The 19,302-nt window shown below is 72.0% G+C and carries 17 protein-coding genes; 12 read left to right on the top strand and 5 right to left on the bottom strand.

The window, feature by feature from the left end; all coding sequences use genetic code 11:
• Positions 1–69 precede the first annotated feature (69 nt).
• Together E0H26_RS00405 and E0H26_RS00410 are read right to left on the bottom strand one after the other, a co-directional pair.
• Positions 70–678, bottom strand: a complete 609-nt coding sequence (locus tag E0H26_RS00405) for a class F sortase (protein ID WP_131299336.1) — start codon at positions 676–678, stop codon at positions 70–72.
• Positions 679–855: 177 nt separating this feature from the next.
• The gene (locus E0H26_RS00410; RefSeq protein WP_131299339.1) at positions 856–1,347 is read right to left on the bottom strand and encodes a hypothetical protein; all 492 of its coding nucleotides are present in this window, start codon (positions 1,345–1,347) and stop codon (positions 856–858) included.
• A gap of 694 nt (positions 1,348–2,041) precedes the next feature.
• Here E0H26_RS00410 and E0H26_RS00415 point away from each other — a divergent pair.
• The 3 genes from E0H26_RS00415 to rnhA all read left to right on the top strand — a co-directional run bounded on the left by E0H26_RS00415 (position 2,042) and on the right by rnhA (position 4,798).
• The gene (locus E0H26_RS00415; RefSeq protein ID WP_131299341.1) at positions 2,042–2,626 is read left to right on the top strand and encodes a hypothetical protein; all 585 of its coding nucleotides are present in this window, start codon (positions 2,042–2,044) and stop codon (positions 2,624–2,626) included.
• A 422-nt stretch (positions 2,627–3,048) separates the two neighbouring features.
• Positions 3,049–4,320 carry a lycopene cyclase family protein gene (locus E0H26_RS00420; RefSeq protein ID WP_131299344.1) on the top strand — a complete coding sequence of 424 codons (1,272 nt, stop codon included), beginning with the start codon at positions 3,049–3,051 and terminating at the stop codon, positions 4,318–4,320.
• 10 nt (positions 4,321–4,330) lie between these two features.
• On the top strand, positions 4,331–4,798 hold the full coding sequence (gene rnhA / locus E0H26_RS00425; protein ID WP_131299347.1) for a ribonuclease HI: 468 nt from the start codon (positions 4,331–4,333) through the stop codon (positions 4,796–4,798).
• 149 nt (positions 4,799–4,947) lie between these two features.
• Here the strand turns inward: rnhA and E0H26_RS00430 are convergent, their stop codons facing one another.
• Positions 4,948–5,808, bottom strand: a complete 861-nt coding sequence (locus E0H26_RS00430; RefSeq protein WP_131299350.1) for a pentapeptide repeat-containing protein — start codon at positions 5,806–5,808, stop codon at positions 4,948–4,950.
• Between the two features lie 537 nt (positions 5,809–6,345).
• Between E0H26_RS00430 and E0H26_RS00435 the strand changes: the two genes are divergently transcribed.
• From E0H26_RS00435 to E0H26_RS00460, 6 genes are all read left to right on the top strand, one after another.
• A complete protein-coding gene (locus tag E0H26_RS00435) occupies positions 6,346–9,138 on the top strand; it encodes a beta propeller repeat protein (protein WP_131299353.1) in 2,793 nt (930 codons plus the stop codon).
• A 24-nt stretch (positions 9,139–9,162) separates the two neighbouring features.
• Entirely contained in the window at positions 9,163–10,017 is an 855-nt protein-coding gene (locus E0H26_RS00440) for a carbohydrate ABC transporter permease (protein WP_206024820.1), read from the top strand.
• 2 nt (positions 10,018–10,019) lie between these two features.
• Complete coding sequence (locus tag E0H26_RS00445) at positions 10,020–11,342, top strand: ABC transporter substrate-binding protein (RefSeq protein WP_131299359.1); 1,323 nt, start codon at positions 10,020–10,022, stop codon at positions 11,340–11,342.
• Positions 11,339–12,370: an ABC transporter ATP-binding protein gene (locus tag E0H26_RS00450; protein WP_131299361.1), complete on the top strand. Its 1,032-nt coding sequence runs from the start codon at positions 11,339–11,341 to the stop codon at positions 12,368–12,370. The genes E0H26_RS00445 and E0H26_RS00450 overlap by 4 nt, the downstream gene beginning before the upstream one ends.
• Positions 12,371–12,468: 98 nt before the next feature.
• Complete coding sequence (locus E0H26_RS00455) at positions 12,469–13,338, top strand: carbohydrate ABC transporter permease (protein WP_131300443.1); 870 nt, start codon at positions 12,469–12,471, stop codon at positions 13,336–13,338.
• Between the two features lie 154 nt (positions 13,339–13,492).
• Positions 13,493–14,911, top strand: a complete 1,419-nt coding sequence (locus E0H26_RS00460; RefSeq protein ID WP_131299364.1) for an RtcB family protein — start codon at positions 13,493–13,495, stop codon at positions 14,909–14,911.
• Between the two features lie 23 nt (positions 14,912–14,934).
• Here E0H26_RS00460 and E0H26_RS00465 read toward each other — a convergent pair whose 3' ends face one another.
• Positions 14,935–15,354, bottom strand: a complete 420-nt coding sequence (locus E0H26_RS00465) for an archease (RefSeq protein WP_131299367.1) — start codon at positions 15,352–15,354, stop codon at positions 14,935–14,937.
• A gap of 86 nt (positions 15,355–15,440) precedes the next feature.
• Positions 15,441–17,021: an LLM class flavin-dependent oxidoreductase gene (locus E0H26_RS00470; protein WP_131299371.1), complete on the bottom strand. Its 1,581-nt coding sequence runs from the start codon at positions 17,019–17,021 to the stop codon at positions 15,441–15,443.
• Between the two features lie 109 nt (positions 17,022–17,130).
• On the opposite strand from E0H26_RS00470, the gene E0H26_RS00475 reads away from it, so the two are divergent.
• From E0H26_RS00475 to ygiD, 3 genes are all read left to right on the top strand, one after another.
• Positions 17,131–17,697: a MarR family winged helix-turn-helix transcriptional regulator gene (locus tag E0H26_RS00475; RefSeq protein ID WP_131299374.1), complete on the top strand. Its 567-nt coding sequence runs from the start codon at positions 17,131–17,133 to the stop codon at positions 17,695–17,697.
• 10 nt (positions 17,698–17,707) lie between these two features.
• Positions 17,708–18,310: an MBL fold metallo-hydrolase gene (locus E0H26_RS00480; protein WP_131299377.1), complete on the top strand. Its 603-nt coding sequence runs from the start codon at positions 17,708–17,710 to the stop codon at positions 18,308–18,310.
• Positions 18,311–18,431: 121 nt separating this feature from the next.
• Positions 18,432–19,298 carry a 4,5-DOPA-extradiol-dioxygenase gene (ygiD, locus tag E0H26_RS00485; RefSeq protein WP_240741944.1) on the top strand — a complete coding sequence of 289 codons (867 nt, stop codon included), beginning with the start codon at positions 18,432–18,434 and terminating at the stop codon, positions 19,296–19,298.
• The last annotated feature ends 4 nt before the right edge of the window (positions 19,299–19,302 follow it).

Genomic DNA, 19,302 nt, shown 5'->3' on the forward strand with positions numbered 1-19,302 from the left:
GGATCTGCCGTGGACGCACGGTCTTCCCGGCACTGCGACGGTCAAACGCCCGCGACCGGCCGTAGGGCCTCACGCCGTACGGGTAGCGAACACGATCACGTTGTCGACATACTCGCCGCTGCCCTGGTCGAACCGGCCACCGCAGGTGATCAGGCGCAACCCGGCGGCCGTGCCGGGACCGTAGACCAGGTCGGTGGGGAAGCTCTCCTTGGGGTACGCCTCGACAGCATCGACGGCGAACCGGACCACGGTGGCGTCGGCCCGAGCGATGTGGACGGTGTCGCCGGGACGCAGCCGTCCCAGCTCGAAGAAGACCGCCGGCCCATCCGGAGCGTCGACGTGGCCCACGAGCACCGCGTTGCCGGATTCACCCGGGCTGACCCCTGGCCGGTACCAACCAGCCACCCCGGGCCGATCCAACGGTGGCACCTCCAGCGCCCCCGCCCGATCAGCGGCGACCGGGACCAGCGGCGCGCGTACGCCGATGCGGGGAATCCGGACCTCGACGGGGTCGGCGCGGAGCAGCGGCGGCAAGCTCGGCGCGGTGACCAACTGCGGCGGCGGACCGGTGCCGTCGGGCTGTGGCGGCCGGGCTGGCAGCCTCGCCAGGCCGACGCCGACCAGCGCGAGCCCGGCCACCGCCAGCAGCGTGACCAGGAGGCGACCCAGCCCTCGCACCACGTACCTCCCGTTCCCGCGTCCGGCGGCTTGCCTTCGTGAGGGGGTGCTCAGATGCCCGTTGCCGTTGCCGTTGCCGTTGCCGTTGCCGGGCGGGCACCCGGCACCGGGCCGTGACTCGGGTGCCCGTGCCGTGGCGCGGCGCGGGCACCCGTGGCCGGATGGAGTGTGAGTCGGTCAGAGCGTCGCGGCCTGGGCCGCGTGGCGACGGCGCCGGGCCAGGATGACGGCGCCGCCGAGAGAGGTGACGAGCAGCGTCGCCCCGACCGCCAGGGTTCCGCCGCCGCCGGTGCCGTCCCGTCCGCCGGCCTGCGCACCGCCGATCGGGGTGACCGTGAAGGTCGCGCTGCCGTCGGGGGTGCCGTCGCCGCAGGTGGCTGCCACGGTGTACGTACCCAGGGTGAAGCCGGCGGTGAACAGTTCCGCGCTCAACCCGCCACTGGCCGCAGCAGTGGTGGACCGGACATTCTGGTCACGATCGGGACCGGTGACGTGGAAGATCGCGTCACCGGAGTTCGGGTTGCAGTTGGTCGCGGTGAGCACGACCGTGCCCCCGACCGGAGTGGTCGACGGTGACACTGTGGTGTCGGCGAGCGCGGTGCCCGGCAGCAGCAGCGCCCCGAGGGCGATACCGCTCGCCACTGGTACGAGAACTTGGGTTGCCTTCATACGCGTCTTCCCTCACTTTTCGTCCGCTGACTGCGTAGGACGTCGTTCGGGTGGCCAACTCCGCGACTAGCACCGGTGTGCCCAACACTAGGTGGGCTTGGGACCCGATCCGGTGAAAATGAGAAATCCTTGTTGCCGTCCCGTGTCCACCGTCGGAGACGCTGGCGACATGCTTGCGTCCCGCCCGGGCCGCCTCGCGGTGATCGACTCCGTTGCGCCGGAATGGCGGTTTCTCGCTGCCCCGGATGCCGCCGTTCCGGCGTAACCGTGGCGGCGACCGGGCGGATGCCCCCGGTAGGTCCTGGGCGGGCGGTGGGTGTTCACCGCCGGGCTGGGGGTTGATCGGTGGGATGTCCGGTTCTGGAGGGTCGATCGGCCGCGGCGACGGGAATCGGTCCCGGGGCCGGGGCGTTATACCCTCCGACCGACCGAGCAAGAGACCCCACCCCCAGAGGCTCCTGGTCACGACCACCGCCCGCTTCGGTGGCGGTGCTGGTCGGTGTGGTCGGCGGGCGGATTTCGGAATGACCTGGCCCGGCCGGTCGTTACACATGGTCCCGGCGCCGCGAGGCCCCCCACCCCGCGAGTCAGCCGGACCTCTTTCCCTCTTTTGTCTTTTAGCGCCTGACGGCGTTTGCGTTGCTTGCCGTCCCCTTGTGGCGGGTGGCGTCTACCCCCGAATGGAGCTTTGGTCATGACTTCGTTGCTGCGTAAGACTGTTCTGGGTATCGCTGGTGTCGCGTTCGCCGGTGGGGTGTTCGCCGGCCCGGTCGCCGCCCACGCCGATATCGCGCCGGTGAAGACGGCCCCGGTGGGGGTGCAGGCCGACAAGCCGGACACGAGCAAGTTGATTCCGCATGGTGTGCAGGGTGCCCAGTCCCGTATCGACCTCGACGGTGAGCAGGTCGCGAGTGTGAAGGCGATCATCTCGGCGACGAAGAAGGCCGGTATGGACGAGCGTGCCGCCGTGGTCGCGATCGCCACCTCCCTGCAGGAGTCGAAGCTGGAGAACCTCGGCCACCTCGGTGACCGTAACGACCACGACTCGCAGGGCCTGTTCCAGCAGCGCCCCTCCAGCGGTTGGGGCACGGTCGAGCAGATCACCGACCCCGAGTACTCCACCACCGCGTTCCTCAAGGGCCTCAAGCAGGTCGACGGGTGGCAGGACATGCCGCTGACCAAGGCCGCCCAGACGGTGCAGGTGTCGGCGTACCCGGATCACTACGCCCAGTGGGAGCAGCAGGCCGCCGACCTGGTCACCCAGCACTGGAACAGCTGACATTCCTTCACAGGGGGAGCAATAAACCGTTGGCCGGCACCCGAACCCGGGTGCCGGCCAACGCCGTCTCCACCACCCCCGATCCGGCTCCCCACCACCCCCGATCCGGCACAGCCCCGCCTGGCCCGGCCCGCCTGGCCCGGTGCACGACGCCCTGGTGGGCGAGGTGCTCGCCCTGCCTTCCCCGGCCCGGCCCACCCCGGCCCACCCCGGCCCGGCCCACCCCGGCCCACCCCGGCCCGGCCCACCCCGGCCCGGCCCACCCCGACCCGGCCCACCCCAACCCGACCCGGCTCGGCCGGGCGTCGGCGCCTCTGCACCGGCTGGGCCCGGGCTGTTAAAAGGGGGCCCTTCCTCTACCTCAGACGTTAAGAAGGTGCCCTTCCTTCAGCCTGGGCGGGTGGGTATGGGAGCGTGGGTGGGTGGGTTGTGCGCCGGTCGACGTCGACCTTGCCCTGGTCGGCGGGGGTGGGGCTGCTTCGCTCGTGTTGGCTGCGCTGGCCCGCCACGGCGTGGACGACCTACGCGTCGCTGTCGTCGATCCGGTGCACCGGCGGGGCCAGGACCGGACCTGGGCGTTCTGGGACCAGCCGGGCAACGACCTGGACGAGTTGCTCAGCGCGAGCTGGTCGCAGGTCGAGGTGGTAACCGCCGAAGCGCAGCGCACTCTGGACGTCGCCCCGCTGCGGTACGCCATGCTCCGCTCCGCTCCGATCTACGACCGAGTCGCCGAGGCCGAGCGGCGGCTGGGCGTGATCCGCGTTGCCGCCGGTGCCGACAGCTTGTCCGACCATGGCGACGGTGTGCTGGTGGGCACCGGAGCGGGCGGGCCGGCGCTGCGGGCCGGTTGGGTGCTGGACTCCCGGCCGCGACCACCGGATCGGCCCGGGCGGACGAACTGGTTGCAGCATTTCCGCGGCTGGTGGCTGGCAGCGGACCGGCCGGTGTTCGACCCGACCCGGGCCGTGTTGATGGACTTTCGCACGCCGCAACCGGCCCGCGGGGTGTCCTTCGGGTACGTGCTGCCGGTCAACAGCCGGTACGCGCTGGTCGAGTACACCGAGTTCTCACCAGACCTGCTCACCGGGGCGGCCTACGATCGCGCCCTGGCCGGCTACTGTGACCTGCTCGGTCTGGACCAGGCCCGGTTCACCGTTCGGGAGGTCGAGAACGGCGTCATTCCGATGACCGACGGACCTTTCGTCGCCCGACCCTCGCCCCGGGTGGTACGTCTGGGCACGGCCGGCGGTGCCACCCGCCCGTCCACCGGGTTCACCTTCTCGGCCATGTACCGGCAGGCCGAGCAGGTGGCCCAGGCACTGTCCGCCGGAAGGCCGCCGGTGCCTTCGCCCGCGTACCCTCGCCGCCACCGGTGGATGGACGCGGTGGCGCTCCGGGCGCTGGACCGTGACCTGGTCGGCGGCCCGGAGTTCTTCGGCCGACTCTTCGACCGCAATCCGGCGTCACGGGTACTGCGCTTCCTCGACGGGGCCACCACGGCGGCGGAGGATCTGGCCGTGATGCGCTCGACCCGACTGCTCCCGATGGTCGCCGCCACGGTGGGCGATGCCGTGAGCCGCGTACGCGATCGTGTCGTGCCGTCGCGTCGACCGGCCTGGACGGTGCCGCCGCCGGTCGTCGGAACCGACCATCCGGCGGGCCCGCCACCGCGCGGGCGGGGGCAGCTTAGGTAGGTTTGGCGGCATGGTGGACGAGGCGACCGGCCGGGTCGTGCAGATCTGGACCGACGGCGCGTGCAGCGGCAACCCGGGGCCCGGAGGCTGGGGTGTGGTGTTGCGTTACGGCACCCACGAGCGGGAACTGTGCGGCGGCGAGGCCACCCCGACCACCAACAACCGGATGGAACTGACCGCCGCGATCAGGGCCCTGGAGAGCCTCACCCGCCCGGTCACGGTCGAGCTGCACACCGACAGCACGTACGTGCGCAACGGCATCACCAGCTGGCTGGCGTCCTGGAAGCGCAACGGTTGGCGGACTGCCGCCAAGCAGCCGGTGAAGAACGCCGACCTGTGGCAGCAACTGGAGGCGGCCTGCGCCCGACACCAGGTCACCTGGCTGTGGGTCAAGGGACACAACGGGCACCCGGAGAACGAGCGGGCCGACGCGCTGGCCAACCAGGGGATGACTGAGGCGCGGGCCGCCACCGTCTGACGCCCGGCCCACCACGCGCGCCGATCGCTGCCGGCAACGACACCGAGGGCATCGGAGTGGTCCTTGCCGGCGGGCGCGTCGGGCAATGGCACCGCGACAGGCGTTGCGCCCCTGCCCGGCCGTGGCGCCGGCCCTGCCCGGCCCGCCAGTCAGCGCCGTTTCGGGCGCCGGTCGGTGGGGCGTGGGGTCAGCGGCAGCGCCGACCAGTGGGCTGGGCGGCTGAGCCCGGTAGGCAGGCCGGTCTGCCGGTCGCCGCGGGCGGCATCGACCTGCGACTGGTGCAGGAACAGGGCGCCGGACAGGTCCGCGCCGCGCAGGTCGGCCCCGCGTAGGTCGGCGCCGGTCAGGTCGGCTCGGGCCAGGTCCACGCCACGCAGGTCCGCCCCGATGAGCGTCGCGCCGCGCAGGTTCGCCCCGCGTAGGCCGGCCCGGCGCAGGTCGCGGCCGACGAACACGCCGCCCCGGTGGTCGGGGCCGGCAGCGCCGCCGCGCGTCCGGGCCAGTTCGGCGGTACGCGACAACAGCACGTTCAGCTTCGCGCGGTGCCCGTCGACGTCGAGGGTGAGCAACTCCTGCGCGGTGCCCGAGGCCAACGTGTCGGTCTCGGCCCGGGCGGCCGACAGTTGCTCAGCCAGCTCGGCCGGCGGGTGCAACCGGAGCGCCTCGGTCAGGTACCAGAGCAGCTCGTGCAGCGAACGCATCACCGCGAAGACGTCGAACATCTGCCCGGCGCTCGCCGGCGCGGAACGCCAGTCCCGGCCGCCGAAGGTCTCCTGCGCCACCCGCTGGCCGGCGCCGAAGCAGTCGAAGACGGTGCAACCGGGGAAGCCACGCGCCCGTAGCTCGGCGTGAATGCCGCAGCCGAAGTCGGTGCGCAGGTTGCCGCACGGCTGTCCGGCGGGTTTGTCGACCGCGAAGTCGGCAGACGCGGCGAAGGCGGGAGCGACGCAGCACAGACCGAAGCAACGGGCACAGTCTCCCCGCAGCTCCCTGACGCCCGCCCCACTCATCCCGCCGATCCTCCCCACCCGCACGCCCCGACCTAGCCGCCCAACCCCCACCGAACTCCCAAACACTATTCGCCGCCCGCCGCCCGCCGCCCGCCGCCCGCCGCCCGCCGCCCGCCGCCCGCCGCCCGCCGCCCGCCGCCCGCCGCCCGCCGTCCGCCGCCCGCCGCCCGCCGCCCGCGTTGCCCGCGCCGTCGATCTTGCACTTCTGGTCGCCGAAATGGCACGCTCGCGGCTTTTGTCGAGACCGAAAGTGCATGATCGCCGCTGGAGTGCCGCGGCGCGGGGGCCTCGCCGCGTGTGGGGTGCCGCGAGGGTCACCGCGCCTGGGCTGTCGTCGCGTGCGGGGTGGTCGCGTGGGGGAGTGCCGTGCGTGTGGGAGCGCAGAGCGTGGGGGAGTGCCGTGGGGTGAGGGTGGGGTGGGCGGGGCTATTGCTTGGGGTGGATCCCTCTGGGATATTCCACCGTGGACGCTGCCAGTGACGGTCGCCAATCCGGCTTGCCGCGCTGCGGTGACGCCTTCATGCCGGAGGGACCCTGGTGAAGCGTAGACGTCGCCATCTGCTCGTTGGCTTGGCGGTCGGCACCCTGATGGTGTCGACCGGTCTCGTCGGAATCCACTATGCCGGCGCCGAGGTGCCGTCTCCCGCCGCCGTCGGCGACGGTGAGATGCCCAACGCGCTCGGCGCTCACCTGGAACGGCTACGCCAGGCCGTACCCGGCGATGGTGGCATGGCCCCGGACGGCCCCGGTGGCGCCGCCGGGCAGGAGTTCCTCGAGCGCGCCTATCCCGCCGACGCGATCACCATCGCCCAGATGGACCGGTCCAGGGCGGCGTACACCGCCGCCGACAAGCGGTTCAAGGGCAGCCGGCAGTGGACCAACATCGGCCCCAGCGAGGCCCTCTACCCGTTCACCGAGTACCGCAACGCGTTCAACTATGTGCCCAACGAGTATGTCGCGGGTGGCCGGGTCACCTCGATCGACATCAGCCCGGACTGCAACCAGCTGCTCTGCCGGGCGTACGTCACGCCGGCCGGCGGCGGTGTCTGGGGCACCCTGAACATCCTCGCCGCCGAGCCGAAGTGGTTCTACCTGGGCGGTCCGCTGGGCATCAACGCGGCCGGGGCGGTGACCATCGACCGCAACGACCGTACCGGGCTGACCATCTACGTCGGCACCGGTGAGGCGAACACCTGCGCCTCCGGCTGTGTCGCCGGGGTCGGCCTGTACAAGTCCACGAACGGCGGCCTGACCTGGTCCGGCCCGCTCGGCAAGGACGTGCTCGCCGGCAAGGGCATCGGTGAGATCACCATCAAGCCGGGCGACCCGAAGACGCTGTACGTGGCCACCACCACGGCGCTGCGCGGCATGTCGAGTTCCTGCTGCGGTGGGGTCACCCGACCGGTGCCCGACGCGGCGAAGTGGGGCCTGTACAAGTCCACGAACGGCGGCAAGAGCTGGACCTTCCTGCACAACGGCACGGCCAACGCCGCCGAGTGCACCGGCACCATCGCCGAGTACAACAACACCACCAGCTGCTCGCCGCGCGGCGTACGCCAGGTCAAGCTCGACCCGCGTAACGCCAACATCGTCTACGCCTCGTCGTACGCGCGCGGGGTGTGGCGTTCGACGGACGCCGGCAGCACCTGGACGCAGATCAAGCCGTCGCTCAACGCGGCGTTGCCGACCACCCGCCCGGCGATCGACGTGACCGCGCTGCCCGGCGGCAAGACCCGGATGTACGTCTACGAGGGCAACACCGGCACCCCGTACTCGCGGCTGTTCCGCAGTGACGACGTGGCCGCCGGCGCACCGGCGTTCGCCGACCTGACCAGTTCCAACCCGGCCGATCCGGGCTTCGCCACCTACAACCAGTGCACCGGCCAGTGCTGGTACGACGTCTTCGTGCACACCCCGCCGGGCCACCCGGACATCGTCTACACCGGTGGCAGCTACTCCTACGGCGAGAACGTGGCCAACAAGCGCGCTGTGGTGCTCTCCACCGACGCCGGGGTCAGCGGCACCGACATGACCTACGACGGCACCGACGAGCTGCACCCCAACGGCCTGCACCCCGACCAGCACGCCCTGGTCACCCACCCGCGTAACCCGTACCAGTTCTTCGAGGCCAACGACGGTGGGGTGATGCGCTCCAACGGCCAGTTCGTGGACCGGTCGTCGTGGTGTGACAACCCGGCCCGCAACCTGACCCTCCAGGCTCAGAAGGACCGCTGCCGGCAGATGCTGTCGAAGATCCCGGCCAAGCTGGAGGGGATCAACAAGGGGATGAACACCCTCCAGTTCATCAGCCTGTCGGTCAGCCCGCACGACGTGAACCTGTTGCAGGGCGGCACCCAGGACAACGGCACCTGGGAGAACAAGGGCAAGCGTGAGCGCTGGGTGAACACCATGATCGGTGACGGCGGCGCCTCCGGCTGGGACGTGGGCCGCCCCGAGTTCCGGTTCCACACCTACTACGACGTCACCCCGGAGGTGAGCTTCGCCGACGGCGACATCGGCAGTTGGATCTGGACCGCCGACCCGATCTTCGGGCAGCCGGGCAACCTGTTCTACGCGCCGGTGATCAGCGACCCGAAGGTCAGCGGGACCATGTTCGCCGGTACCGGCCTGTCGGTCTACCGCACCAAGACCTTCGGCCTGGGGGGCCGCAGCCTGGCCGAGGCCGACCGGATCTGCAACTCGTGGAACGGCACCTACGAGGCGGTCTGCGGTGACTGGGAGCCGCTGGGCACCACCAACCTGACCGGCGCCGGTTGGGGCGACCGGGCCGGCGGCGCGGTCTCCGTGGTCCAGCGGGTCGACTCCGACACCTCCACCGCGTGGGCGGCGACCAGCACCGGACGGGTCTTCGTCAGCCGGAACGCCGACGCGGAACCGGCATCGGCGGTGACCTGGACCCGGGTCGACACCGCCGCGACGCCGAACCGCTTCGTCACCAGCATCCACATCGACCCGGCCGACCCGGCCAAGGCGTGGATCTCCTACAGCGGCTACGGCTCCAACACCCCGACCACCCCGGGGCACGCGTACGAGGTGAAGGCCACCGGCAACGCGGCGACCTGGACCGACCGGTCGTACGACTTCGGCGACCAGCCGATCACCGACCTGGTCCGCGACGACGTCACCGGCGACCTGTACGCCGCCACCGACTTCGGCGTCCTGCTGCTGCCCAAGGGCAAGACCTCCTGGACCAAGGCGGCGGGCGGCATGCCCAACGTCGAGGTCGCCGGGCTGACCATCGTGCCGGGCGAGCGGGTGCTCTACGCCGCCTCGCACGGGCTGGGCGCCTGGAAGCTCAGCCTGAGGTAGGGGACGCAGATCATCGGCAGAATCCTGGCGAGGGGCCGCACCCGCGGCCCCTCGCCGCTGCCCGAGCGGGCCGCCCGACTGTGGCGTACGCTCGGCGCGGCCTTCGTCGTCCTGGTCTTCGTACCGCCGCTGCTGCTGCTCGTCGCCGGTTCCCTCACCGAACCCGGCCTGCCGCCGTCACCGACGCCGCAACTGGTACCCGACCCGCTCTCCACCACCGGCTACCAGCGCGCCCTCGACCTCGGCGGCCTGCTGCGCGCCGCGTTCAACTCGGTGCTGGTCGCCGTGCTGGCGGTGCCGCTGAGCGTGCTGGTCGCCTCGCTGGCCGGATTCGCGCTGGCCCGGCTGACCCGGCGAACCGCCGCCGTGGTGGTGGCGGCCTCCCTGGTGGCGTTGATGGTGCCGGCGACCGCGCTGCTGGTGCCCCGCTTCGCGATCTTCCGGTTCCTCGGCCTGACCGACACCCTCGTACCGCTGATCGCCCCGGCGTTGCTGGGCAGCTCCCCGCTCTACGTGCTGGTCTACTACCTGGCCTTCCGCGCCGTGCCGACCGATCTGTACGACGCCTGCCAGCTGGCCGACCTGTCTCCGCTGCGCACCTGGTGGCGGGTCGCGTTGCCGCTGGTGCGCCCGGTCACCGGGGCGCTCACCGCGCTCACCTTCGTGCTCACCTGGTCCAACTTCCTCGACCCGCTGATCTACGTCTACGACCGTGACCTGTTCACCCTGCCGCTGGCGTTGCGCTCACTGTCGTTGCTGGACCCGACCAACTTTCCCGTCTTCCTGGCCGGGGCGGTGATCGCCACGGTTCCCGCGCTGGTGGTCTTCGCCCTGGCCCAACGGCGCTTCCTGCGTTACGACGACCGATCCGAGGGATGACCATGAAACGCAAAGCCCTGCTCGCCCTCGCGCTCTGCGCCACGCTCGCCGTCACCGGCTGTGGCTCCGGCTCCGGATCAGCCACCTCGACACCGGTCAAGCTGCTGGTGTTCGGGGCGCCGGAGGAACTCGCCGCGTACCGCACGCTGATCGAGGCGTACCAGGACGCCCGGCCCGGCGAGCGGGTCCAGCTGATCGAGGCCAGCGACCGCAGGGACCTGCTGGCCCGGCTGGCCACCTCGGTCGCCGGGGGTGCCCCGCCGGACGTGTTCCTGATGAACTACCGCTTCTACGGCCAGTTCGCCGCCAAGGGCGTGGTCGAGTCGCTGGACGAGCGGATCGCCGGCTCGTCGCTGCTCGACCCGGCCGACTACTACCCGGTGGCGATGGAGGCGTTCAAGTGGGACGGCGCGCAGTTGTGCCTGCCGCAGAACGTCTCCAGCCTGGCCGTCTACTACAACCGCACGCTGTTCACGAAGTACGGGGTGCCCGAACCGCAGGCCGGCTGGAGCTGGAACGACCTGGTCGGCACCGCCACCCTGATGACCCGTGACGACCGTGGCCTGGTGATCAAGGGCACCGAGGCGGAGGGGGCGGCCCGGCTCCCGGCCGTGCACGGCCTCGGCGTGGAGCCGTCGATCATCCGGCTCGCCCCGCTGGTCTGGTCCAACGGCGGCGAGATCGTCGACGACCCGCAACGGCCCACCCGGCTGGCCCTGGACAGCCCGGCGGCCCGGGAGGCGCTGCGCAACCTGGTCGACCTGCGCCTGGCGTACGGGGTGGTGCCGACCGACGCCGAGGTGGAGGCGGAGGACGACGAGTCGCGTTTCCTCAACGGCCGGCTCGCCATGCTGATGACCTCCCGCCGGGCCACCACCAACTTCCGCACCATCACCGACTTCGAGTGGGACGTCGCCCCGCTGCCGATCTACCGGCAGCCGGTCGGGGTGCTGCACTCCGACGCGTACTGCATGACCACCGGGTCGAAGAACAAGGACGCCGCCTGGCGGTTCATGGAGTACGCGATGGACGCCGAGGGGCAGCGGATCATCGCGGCGACCGGGCGTACCGTGCCGTCGCACATCGAGGTGTCCCGCTCATCGGCGTTCCTGGATCCGAACCAGCCGCCGCGCAACTCGCAGGTCTTCCTCGACGCCATCCCCACCGTCCGGGCGCTGCCCACCGTCTCCACCTGGCCGGAGATCGAGGATCTGAGCTACGGAATCCTGGAGAACGCCATGCATCGCGGCGACAAGCTCGACGACGTGATCCGGGAGCTGGACACCAAGAGCCGGCCGATGTTCGCCCGTGGGGAGAACGGGTGAGCGGGCTGATCCTCGACGGCGTCAGCGCCGCCTACCGGGACACCACCGTCCTGCACGAGGTGGACCTGACCGTCGCCCGGGGCGAGCTGTTGGTGGTGCTCGGCCCCTCCGGCGCGGGCAAGTCGACGGTGCTGCGGGTGGTGGCGGGACTGGAACCGGTCACCGCCGGCCGGGTGCTCATCGCCGGCCGCGACGTCACCGACCTGCGTCCGGGCCTGCGCAACGTCTCGATGGTCTTCCAGTCGTACGCACTGTTCCCGCACCTGAGCGTGGCCGAGAACATCGCCTTCGGCTTGGAGGTACGGGACACACCGCGCCGGGAGGCCCGGCAGCGGGCCCACGCGGCGGCCGAGACGGTCGGCTGTGCCGGGCTGCTCGACCGCCGTCCCGGGCAGCTCTCCGGTGGTGAGCGTCAGCGGGTCGCCCTGGCCCGGGCACTGGTCCGCGAACCGGACGTGTTCCTGCTCGACGAGCCGCTGTCCAACCTGGACCTGTCGCTGCGCGCCGAGATGCGCAGCGAACTGCGCGCCCTGCACGACCGGATCGGCGCGACCATGGTGCACGTCACCCACGACCAGACCGAGGCGCTGGTCCTCGCCGACCGCATCGCCGTGCTGCGGGACGGCCGGGTCGAGCAGGTCGGCACCCCGGACGAGATCTGGCGTACGCCGGCAAGCAGCTTCGTCGCCCGGTTCGTCGGGTCACCGGCGATGAACCTGCTGCCCGCCGACGGCGTGCTGCGGCCGACCGGGGACGCCCCGGCGCTGCCGGACGAGCCACTGGAGCTCGGGTTCCGGCCCGAGGCGGTCACCCTCGACGCCGTCGACGGCGCACCGGCGACCGTCGACCGGGTCGAGGTGATCGGCGAGGACGCCTACGCGTACCTCACCCTGGCCACCGGGCATCCGGTGGTCGCCCGGGTGCCGGCCGCCCGCCGACCGGACCGGGCCGCAGCGGTACGGGTAGCAGTGCGCTGGGCCGACGCCCACCTGTTCCACCCCGCCACCGGTCACCGGTTCGTCCCGTGAGTGCGAGGAGTGAGCCGGGTTTGCGAGCCCCGCAGTCGCGAACGAAGGCCCGTACAGTGACTCGGCCTGACACCCGGTCGCGGCGGCAGTTGGCGCTGATGCTGGCGCCCTACCTGGTCGGGCTGGTCGGGCTGGTGCTGCTGCCCGCCCTGGTCACGCTCGCGCTGGCGTTCACCGAGTACGACCTGCTGCGTCCGCCGAGTTGGGCCGGGTTGGACAACTTCGTCGGCCTGACCGAGGACCCGATCTTCCGGGTCGCGTTGCTCAACTCGGTGGTGTTCGCGCTGGTGGCCGTACCGCTGCGGGTGTTGCTGGCGCTCGGCCTGGCGCTGCTGCTGCACCGCCGGGCGGTCGGTGTCGGCACCGCCCGCACCACCGTGCTGCTGCCCACCGCGGTTCCCGAGATCGCCTACGGCCTGCTCTGGCTGTGGCTATTCAACCCGTTGTACGGGCCGATCAACCAGCTGTTGCGCATCGGTGGCGAGCACGGGTTGACGGTGCTGGGGCGTACGCCGCCGCAGTGGTTGACCGATCCGACCAGCGCCCGCGCCGGCATCATCCTGATGAGCCTGTTCACCATGGGGGAGACCTTCGTGGTGTTGCTGGCGGCCCGGCGGGCGCTGCCCCGCGACGTGTACGAGTTGGCCGCGATCGAGGACGCCACCGGCTGGGACGTGTTCCGCCGGGTCACCCTGCCGTTGATGGCCCCGGTGCTGGCGTTGTTGGCGGTCCGGGACGCCATCGCCAGTCTGCACTTCACCTTCGTACCGGCGTTCGTGGTGACCGACGGCGGCCCGCCGCCGTACTCCACCACCTACCTGTCGTTGTTCGTCTACCAGACCGGCTTCGAGTATCTGCGCTACGGCTACGCGGCGGCGGCGACCCTGGTGATGATGGTGCTGACCCTCGCCGCGGTCCTGGTGCAGTGGCGGCTCATCCGCCGCTACCGCGGGCGCTACCTGTCGTAGCGACCCGTCCCGGCCCGGTGTTGATCGACTCCGTTTCGGCGGTATGGCGGCATCCGGCGCGAGCGGATGCCGCCATACCGCCGAAACGGCGGTGGCGAGCGGGCGGCGGCGGATGCCCAGGTGTAGTCGGCGCGCGGGTGGGTAGCCGCCGCGCGTGGAGCTGGTCGAGGAGTCGCCGTACCGTTTCCGGATCGACCGGCGTGATCCGATGCGGGTGCCGGGGGTGGTCTTCGCGTCCCGGGCGCTGCTGCCCGACCCGGCGGGCGACCGGTCGCTGGAGCAGGTGGCCAACGTCGCCACCCTGCCCGGTATCGTCGGCGCCTCGTACGCCATGCCCGACGTGCACTGGGGCTACGGCTTCCCGATCGGCGGGGTGGCCGCCACCGACATCGCCGCCGGTGGGGTGGTCTCGCCCGGCGGGGTCGGTTTCGACATCTCCTGCGGGGTCCGACTGCTCGCCGCCGACCTTGACCGTGCCGAGCTGCGCCCGCGCCTGGAGGCGGTGATGGACGCGCTGAGCGCGGCCACTCCGCGCGGCATGGGCAGCGGCGCGGTCTGGCAACTTACCAGCCGCGACGAACTGGAGGCGGTGCTGCGCGGCGGCTCCGGGTACGCCGTGCGGCGCGGCTTCGGCGTCGAGCGGGACCTGCACCGGTGCGAGGACTACGGCGCGGTGCAGGACGCGGATCCGGCGCAGGTCAGTGACCGGGCGATCGAGCGCGGCGCCCACCAGGTCGGCAGCCTCGGCTCCGGCAACCACTTTCTGGAGGTGCAGGCCGTCGAGCAGGTGTACGACGAGCCGGTGGCCGAGGCGTTCGGGTTGCGCCCCGACCAGGTCTGCGTGATGATCCACTGCGGTTCGCGCGGGCTCGGCCACCAGATCTGCACCGATCACGTGCGGGCCATGGAGAAGGTGATGGGCCGGTACGGCATCCACGTGCCGGACCGGCAGTTGGCCTGCGCTCCGGTCGACTCCGCGGCCGGTCGGGCGTACCTGGGTGCGATGGCCGCCGCGGCGAACTACGCGCGGGCCAACCGGCAGCTGCTCGCCCACGCGGTCGGCCGGATCTTCGAGCGGCAGACGGGCCGGCGGCTCGACCTGGTCTACGACGTCTCGCACAACCTGGCCAAGATCGAAGACCATACGCTGGACGGTGGCGTGCGGCTGTTGTGCGTACACCGCAAGGGTGCCACCCGGGCCCTGCCGCCCGGCCATCCCGACCTGCCGGCGGAGTTGCGTGGCGTCGGGCAGCCGGTGCTCATCCCGGGCTCGATGGGCACCGCCTCGTACGTGCTGACCGGGGTGGTCGGGTCGCCCGCCTTCGCCTCCGCGTGCCACGGGGCCGGGCGGGTGCGCAGTCGCAAGCAGGCCGTCGCGGTCGGCCGGGGCGGGGACCCGCGCGCCCAGCTCCAGGCCCGGGACATCGCGGTACGCGGCGCGTCCCGGCGCGGGCTGGCCGAGGAGATGCCGGCGGCGTACAAGGACATCTCGGCCGTGGTCGAGGCGGCCGAGGGGGCCGGACTGTGCCGGAAGGTGGCCCGGCTGGTGCCGCTCGGCGTGGTCAAGGGCTGAGTGGCCGCACCGGCGGCTGCGGCTCACACGTCCAGGGTCACCGCGCAGGACCAGCCCGCGTGGCCGCCGCCGAAGCGCAGCTCGTGCAGGGAGACCGCCTTCGGTACCGCGCCGATCAGCTCCACCTCGCCGGTCCGGGTGACGGCCCAGTGCACCCGCAGCCCGCCGACGTCCTGCGCCACCTCGGTGGTGACCGGCAGCTCGTCCGCCGTCTCCATCCGGAAGATCACCTCGTCGAGGACGGTGACCAGCAGGTCCTCGTCGGTGGCCGGCGCCGGATGGAACTCCCGGTCGGCACGGGGCCGGGCCCGGGCGAGGTCGGCGAAGGACTCGACCATCGCCCGGACCGCCTCGGCCAGGCACCCCGCCCGGTCCGGCGCCCACGCCTCGATCCGTACGTCGGCGGTGTGCGGCACCAACCGATGCCCCCGCGCTGTCCCCACGACCCGAATGATGCCGCCCCGCCGGGCTTGATCGTCTGCGCTTCGCCGACTCGACGCGCCCGGGGTGCACGTCAGCCAGCCGGTGTTCAGTGCGCGCCGAGTCGGGCGATCGGCTCCACCAGCTCACGTTCCTCGTAGGACAGGTGCGACAGCAGCGTGTCGCTGAGCAGGTCGACCGCGGCGCGTAGCTCGGCCATGCCGTCCGGGGTGGCGACGAAGGCGACCAGCGCCCGGTCCACCCCCTCCAGCACGTCGTGGATGGCGTGGTGTTCCTCCTCGAGCCGGTCGATGACCGGCTTGAGTCGGGGGTCGGCCCGGCGCAGGTGTGGGAAGAGTGACCGGTCCTCGAGGGTGTGGTGGGTGGTCACCAGCCGGCAGTACGACTCGCAGTAGGTGCCCAGCGTCCACTTGTTCTGCCGCATGGTCATCGTGTTGATGTGCGACCGGGCGGTACCCACGTCGATCAGGCCGGCGGCGACCTGCTCGATCAGGTCGTGGATCTGCGCCAACTCGGCCCGCAGCGCGTCGTGCACGTCGATCAGGTGCTGGGCGCCGGCCTGCTCGTGCGCCGTGTAGCTGCGGTCGGGATCCGGTGCCGGGCCGGTCGGCCGGGCCGACTCGTCCCAGACCCGTACGTCGCTGCGTCGGGCGCCGTCGTCCGGGGTCGGCACCACCGCGAACGACCCGGCGGCGACGCCGGTCGGCCGGGCGGCCGGCTGGTCGGGGCGGCTGGCGGTGCCGGCCAGGGAGCCGGCGGTGTCGCCCTGGCCGGAGCGGCGGCGGCGTTCGGCGGCGACCAGTTCCCGGGTGGCCGGTGCCACCTCGGCGGCGAACCGGCGCAGGTCGTCGGGGTCGTCGCTGCCCAGGATGAAGGTGCTGACGCCCTCGGTCAGGGCGAGGTCGGCCAGTTCCTCGGCCCACTGCTCGGCCGGGCCGTGCAGCTGGCCACGCCCGGTCGTCGTGAACCGTCCGTTGATGTTGAGCAGCCGGCGCACCTCGGCGGGGGACCGGCCGGCCTCGGTGGCGGCCTCGTCGATGAGGGCGTTGCCCTTGGCCAGGTCGCCGGGTTGCAGGTAGGGCAGCGACGGTAGCCACCCGTCGGCCCGGCGTCCGGTCAGTGCCAGCATCCGCGGCTTGTAGGCGCCGAGCCAGATGGGCACGTCGTGGGCGGGCGCCGGGCCACGTTTGGCGCCGACGGCGCGGTGGAACTCGCCGTCGACCCGGACGCCGCCGCGGGCTTCGGCGTCCCAGAGCTGGCGGATGATCTCGATGGCCTCCTCCAACGCCCGTACGCCCTGGCCGGGGGAGAGGCGTTGCCCGCCCATCGCCTCGATGGCGTCCCAGAACGCGCCCGCGCCCAGGCCGAGTTCGATCCGGCCGCCGCTGAGCAGGTCGAGGCTGGCGACGCTGCGGGCCAGTACGGCCGGCGGGCGCAGCGGCAGGTTCGTCACGTTCGCGGCCAGGTGTACCCGGGTGGTCCGGGCGGCGACGAAACTCATCAGCGTCCAGGTGTCCAGGAACGCGGGCTGGTAGGGATGGTCCTGGAAGGTGACCAGGTCCAACCCGACCTGCTCGGAGAGCATGGCGAGACTGACCGGCTGGGCCGGGTCGGCGTTGCCGGGGGTCAGGAACGACCCGAAGGTCAGGTCGTGTCCGTAGTCGCTCATCGCGGTCTTCCTTCCCGGTGGCGCGGCGTCCGCCACCACACCCCGAGATGTTATGCCGAGCAGAACATCTTTGCCCAATAAAATCTGTGATCTGCGCTAACCTGGGGGCATGAACGAGGACGCCCACACCGATCCGATCAACGATGACCTCGGGTGGATGCTCGGCGTCCTCTTCCGGGCCCACCTGCGTGGCGCCGAGCACACCATCGGTGACCTGCCCGGTGGGCCACGGGGCTACCAGGTGCTCGTCGCCGCCGACCGGGAGCCGGCCCGCAACCAGGGCGCGATCGCCGAGGAGTTGGGCATCGACCGCACCGTGCTGACGTACCTCATCGACGACCTGGAACGTGACGGTCTGGTCTCCCGCCGCGCCGACCCGGCCGACCGGCGCAGCCGGCTGGTCGTGCTCACCGACGCCGGCCGGGAGGCGGCCCGGCACCGACGGGAGGCGCTGCGGCACGTCGAGTCGCGCCTGATGTCGGCGCTGACCGTTGAGGAGGCCAGCAGCCTGAGGGCCCTGCTGCGGCGGGCGGCCTGCGCCGCGCAGGCGCGCGATCCGATGACCGACCTGTGCGCGGTGGCCGAGGAGGCGACGGACCGGCCACCGCCCCGTCGCCGCCCGCTGCCCCGGCCCGCGCCGCGTACCGGGGCCACCCGTCGCCCGGCCCAGCCGTAACCTGCCCGAGGTGCGGATAACCAAGTACACCCATTCCTGCGTACGCCTCGAACAGCACGGCCGAGTGCTCGTCGTCGACCCGGGCACATGGAGCGAGCCGCGAGCGCTGGCCGGAGCGGACGCCGTACTGGTCAGCCACGAACACGCCGACCACATCGACGTGTTGCGGCTGGCCGGCCTGGGCGTACCGGTCTTCGTACCGGAGGGTGCGGTGCTGCCGGACCTGGCCCCGCTGCCGGTGACCCGGGTCCGGCCCGGGCAACGGTTCACCGCCGCCGGTATCGACGTCACCGCGGTCGGCGGACGGCACGCCACCATCCACGGCGGGCAGCCCGACTGCGTGAACCTCGGCTACCTCGTCGACGACTCGGTCTACCACCCGGGCGACTCGCTGCACCCGCCCGGTCAGCCGGTGCGGACCCTGCTGGTACCGGCGCAGGCGTCCTGGCTCAAGCTCACCGAGGCGATCGACTTCGCCACCACGGTCGGCGCCGCCGAGGTCTTCCCGATCCACGACGCCCAGCTCAACGAGCGTGGCCTGAGCAGCGTCAACGGCTGGTTCGGTGCGAACGTCCCCGGCTACCGCTACCTCGCTCCCGGCGAGACCGCCTGACGACGGCGGCGGCGCGGGCCGAACTGCCCGGAGCCTTGCGGCGTCCTGGGTTCGACGCCGCCCTGCGGGCGGCCGGGCGGTGCGGATACGCTCGGGCGACCGCCGGATCAGGAGGCGCGCGATGAGCGACGAAACGGTGTCCACGATGCCGGCCGTGTTCTTCGGCCACGGCAGCCCGATGAACGCCCTGGAGGTCAACCGGTACACCGCCGCCTGGCGGGCGTTCGGGCGTTCGGTGCCACGGCCCCGGGCGATCCTGGTGGTCTCCGCCCACTGGTACATCGGTGCCACCGCGGTCACCGCGATGCCCCGCCCGAGGACGATCCACGACTTCTACGGCTTCCCCCAGGCGCTGTTCGACGTCCGGTATCCGGCGCCGGGCCTGCCCGAACTGGCCGAGGAGGTCAGTGACGTGGTGCACCCGACCTGGGTCGGGGCCGACGTCGACTCCTGGGGCATCGACCACGGCACCTGGTCGGTGCTGGTGCACGCCTTCCCCGAGGCGGACATTCCCGTCGTACAACTGAGCATCAATGCGTTCAAGGGCCTGGACTACCACCTTGAGCTGGGTGCGAAGCTCGCACCGCTGCGCGAACGGGGGGTGCTCGTGGTGGCCAGCGGCAACGTGGTGCACAACCTCGGCGGCGTCGACCGTCGGCTGCTCGACCAGGGATTCGACTGGGCACAACGCTTCGACGAGGCGGCCAAGGCGACCATGCTCGGCGAGCCGACCGAGGCCGGCCGGCTGGACGCCCACCGTGACTTCGGGCTCGCCGTGCCGACGCCGGACCACTTCATCCCGCTGCTCTACCTGGCCGGCCTGGCCGCGGCGGCCGACGAGGGCGCCGACGTGCTGGTGGACGGCTACGCCTACGGCTCGTTGTCGATGACCGCCTACACGCTGGGCCTGCCCGGTCGCCGCACCGAACCCCTGGCCGGCGCGCCCACCCTGCCCGACGCGGTACCCGCCGACTCCGCCAACATCTGACCGG

The sequence above is a fragment of the Micromonospora zingiberis genome, assembly GCF_004331455.1.
GTDB lineage: Bacteria > Actinomycetota > Actinomycetes > Mycobacteriales > Micromonosporaceae > Micromonospora > Micromonospora zingiberis.

Coding starts and splice junctions, on each gene's coding strand:
- E0H26_RS00470 (WP_131299371.1), bottom strand. CDS start 17,021: ATGAGCGACTACGGACACGACCTGACCTTCGGGTCGTTCCTGACCCCC.
- rnhA (WP_131299347.1), top strand. CDS start 4,331: ATGGTGGACGAGGCGACCGGCCGGGTCGTGCAGATCTGGACCGACGGC.
- E0H26_RS00430 (WP_131299350.1), bottom strand. CDS start 5,808: ATGAGTGGGGCGGGCGTCAGGGAGCTGCGGGGAGACTGTGCCCGTTGC.
- E0H26_RS00475 (WP_131299374.1), top strand. CDS start 17,131: ATGAACGAGGACGCCCACACCGATCCGATCAACGATGACCTCGGGTGG.
- ygiD (WP_240741944.1), top strand. CDS start 18,432: ATGAGCGACGAAACGGTGTCCACGATGCCGGCCGTGTTCTTCGGCCAC.
- E0H26_RS00445 (WP_131299359.1), top strand. CDS start 10,020: ATGAAACGCAAAGCCCTGCTCGCCCTCGCGCTCTGCGCCACGCTCGCC.
- E0H26_RS00410 (WP_131299339.1), bottom strand. CDS start 1,347: ATGAAGGCAACCCAAGTTCTCGTACCAGTGGCGAGCGGTATCGCCCTC.
- E0H26_RS00455 (WP_131300443.1), top strand. CDS start 12,469: ATGCTGGCGCCCTACCTGGTCGGGCTGGTCGGGCTGGTGCTGCTGCCC.
- E0H26_RS00415 (WP_131299341.1), top strand. CDS start 2,042: ATGACTTCGTTGCTGCGTAAGACTGTTCTGGGTATCGCTGGTGTCGCG.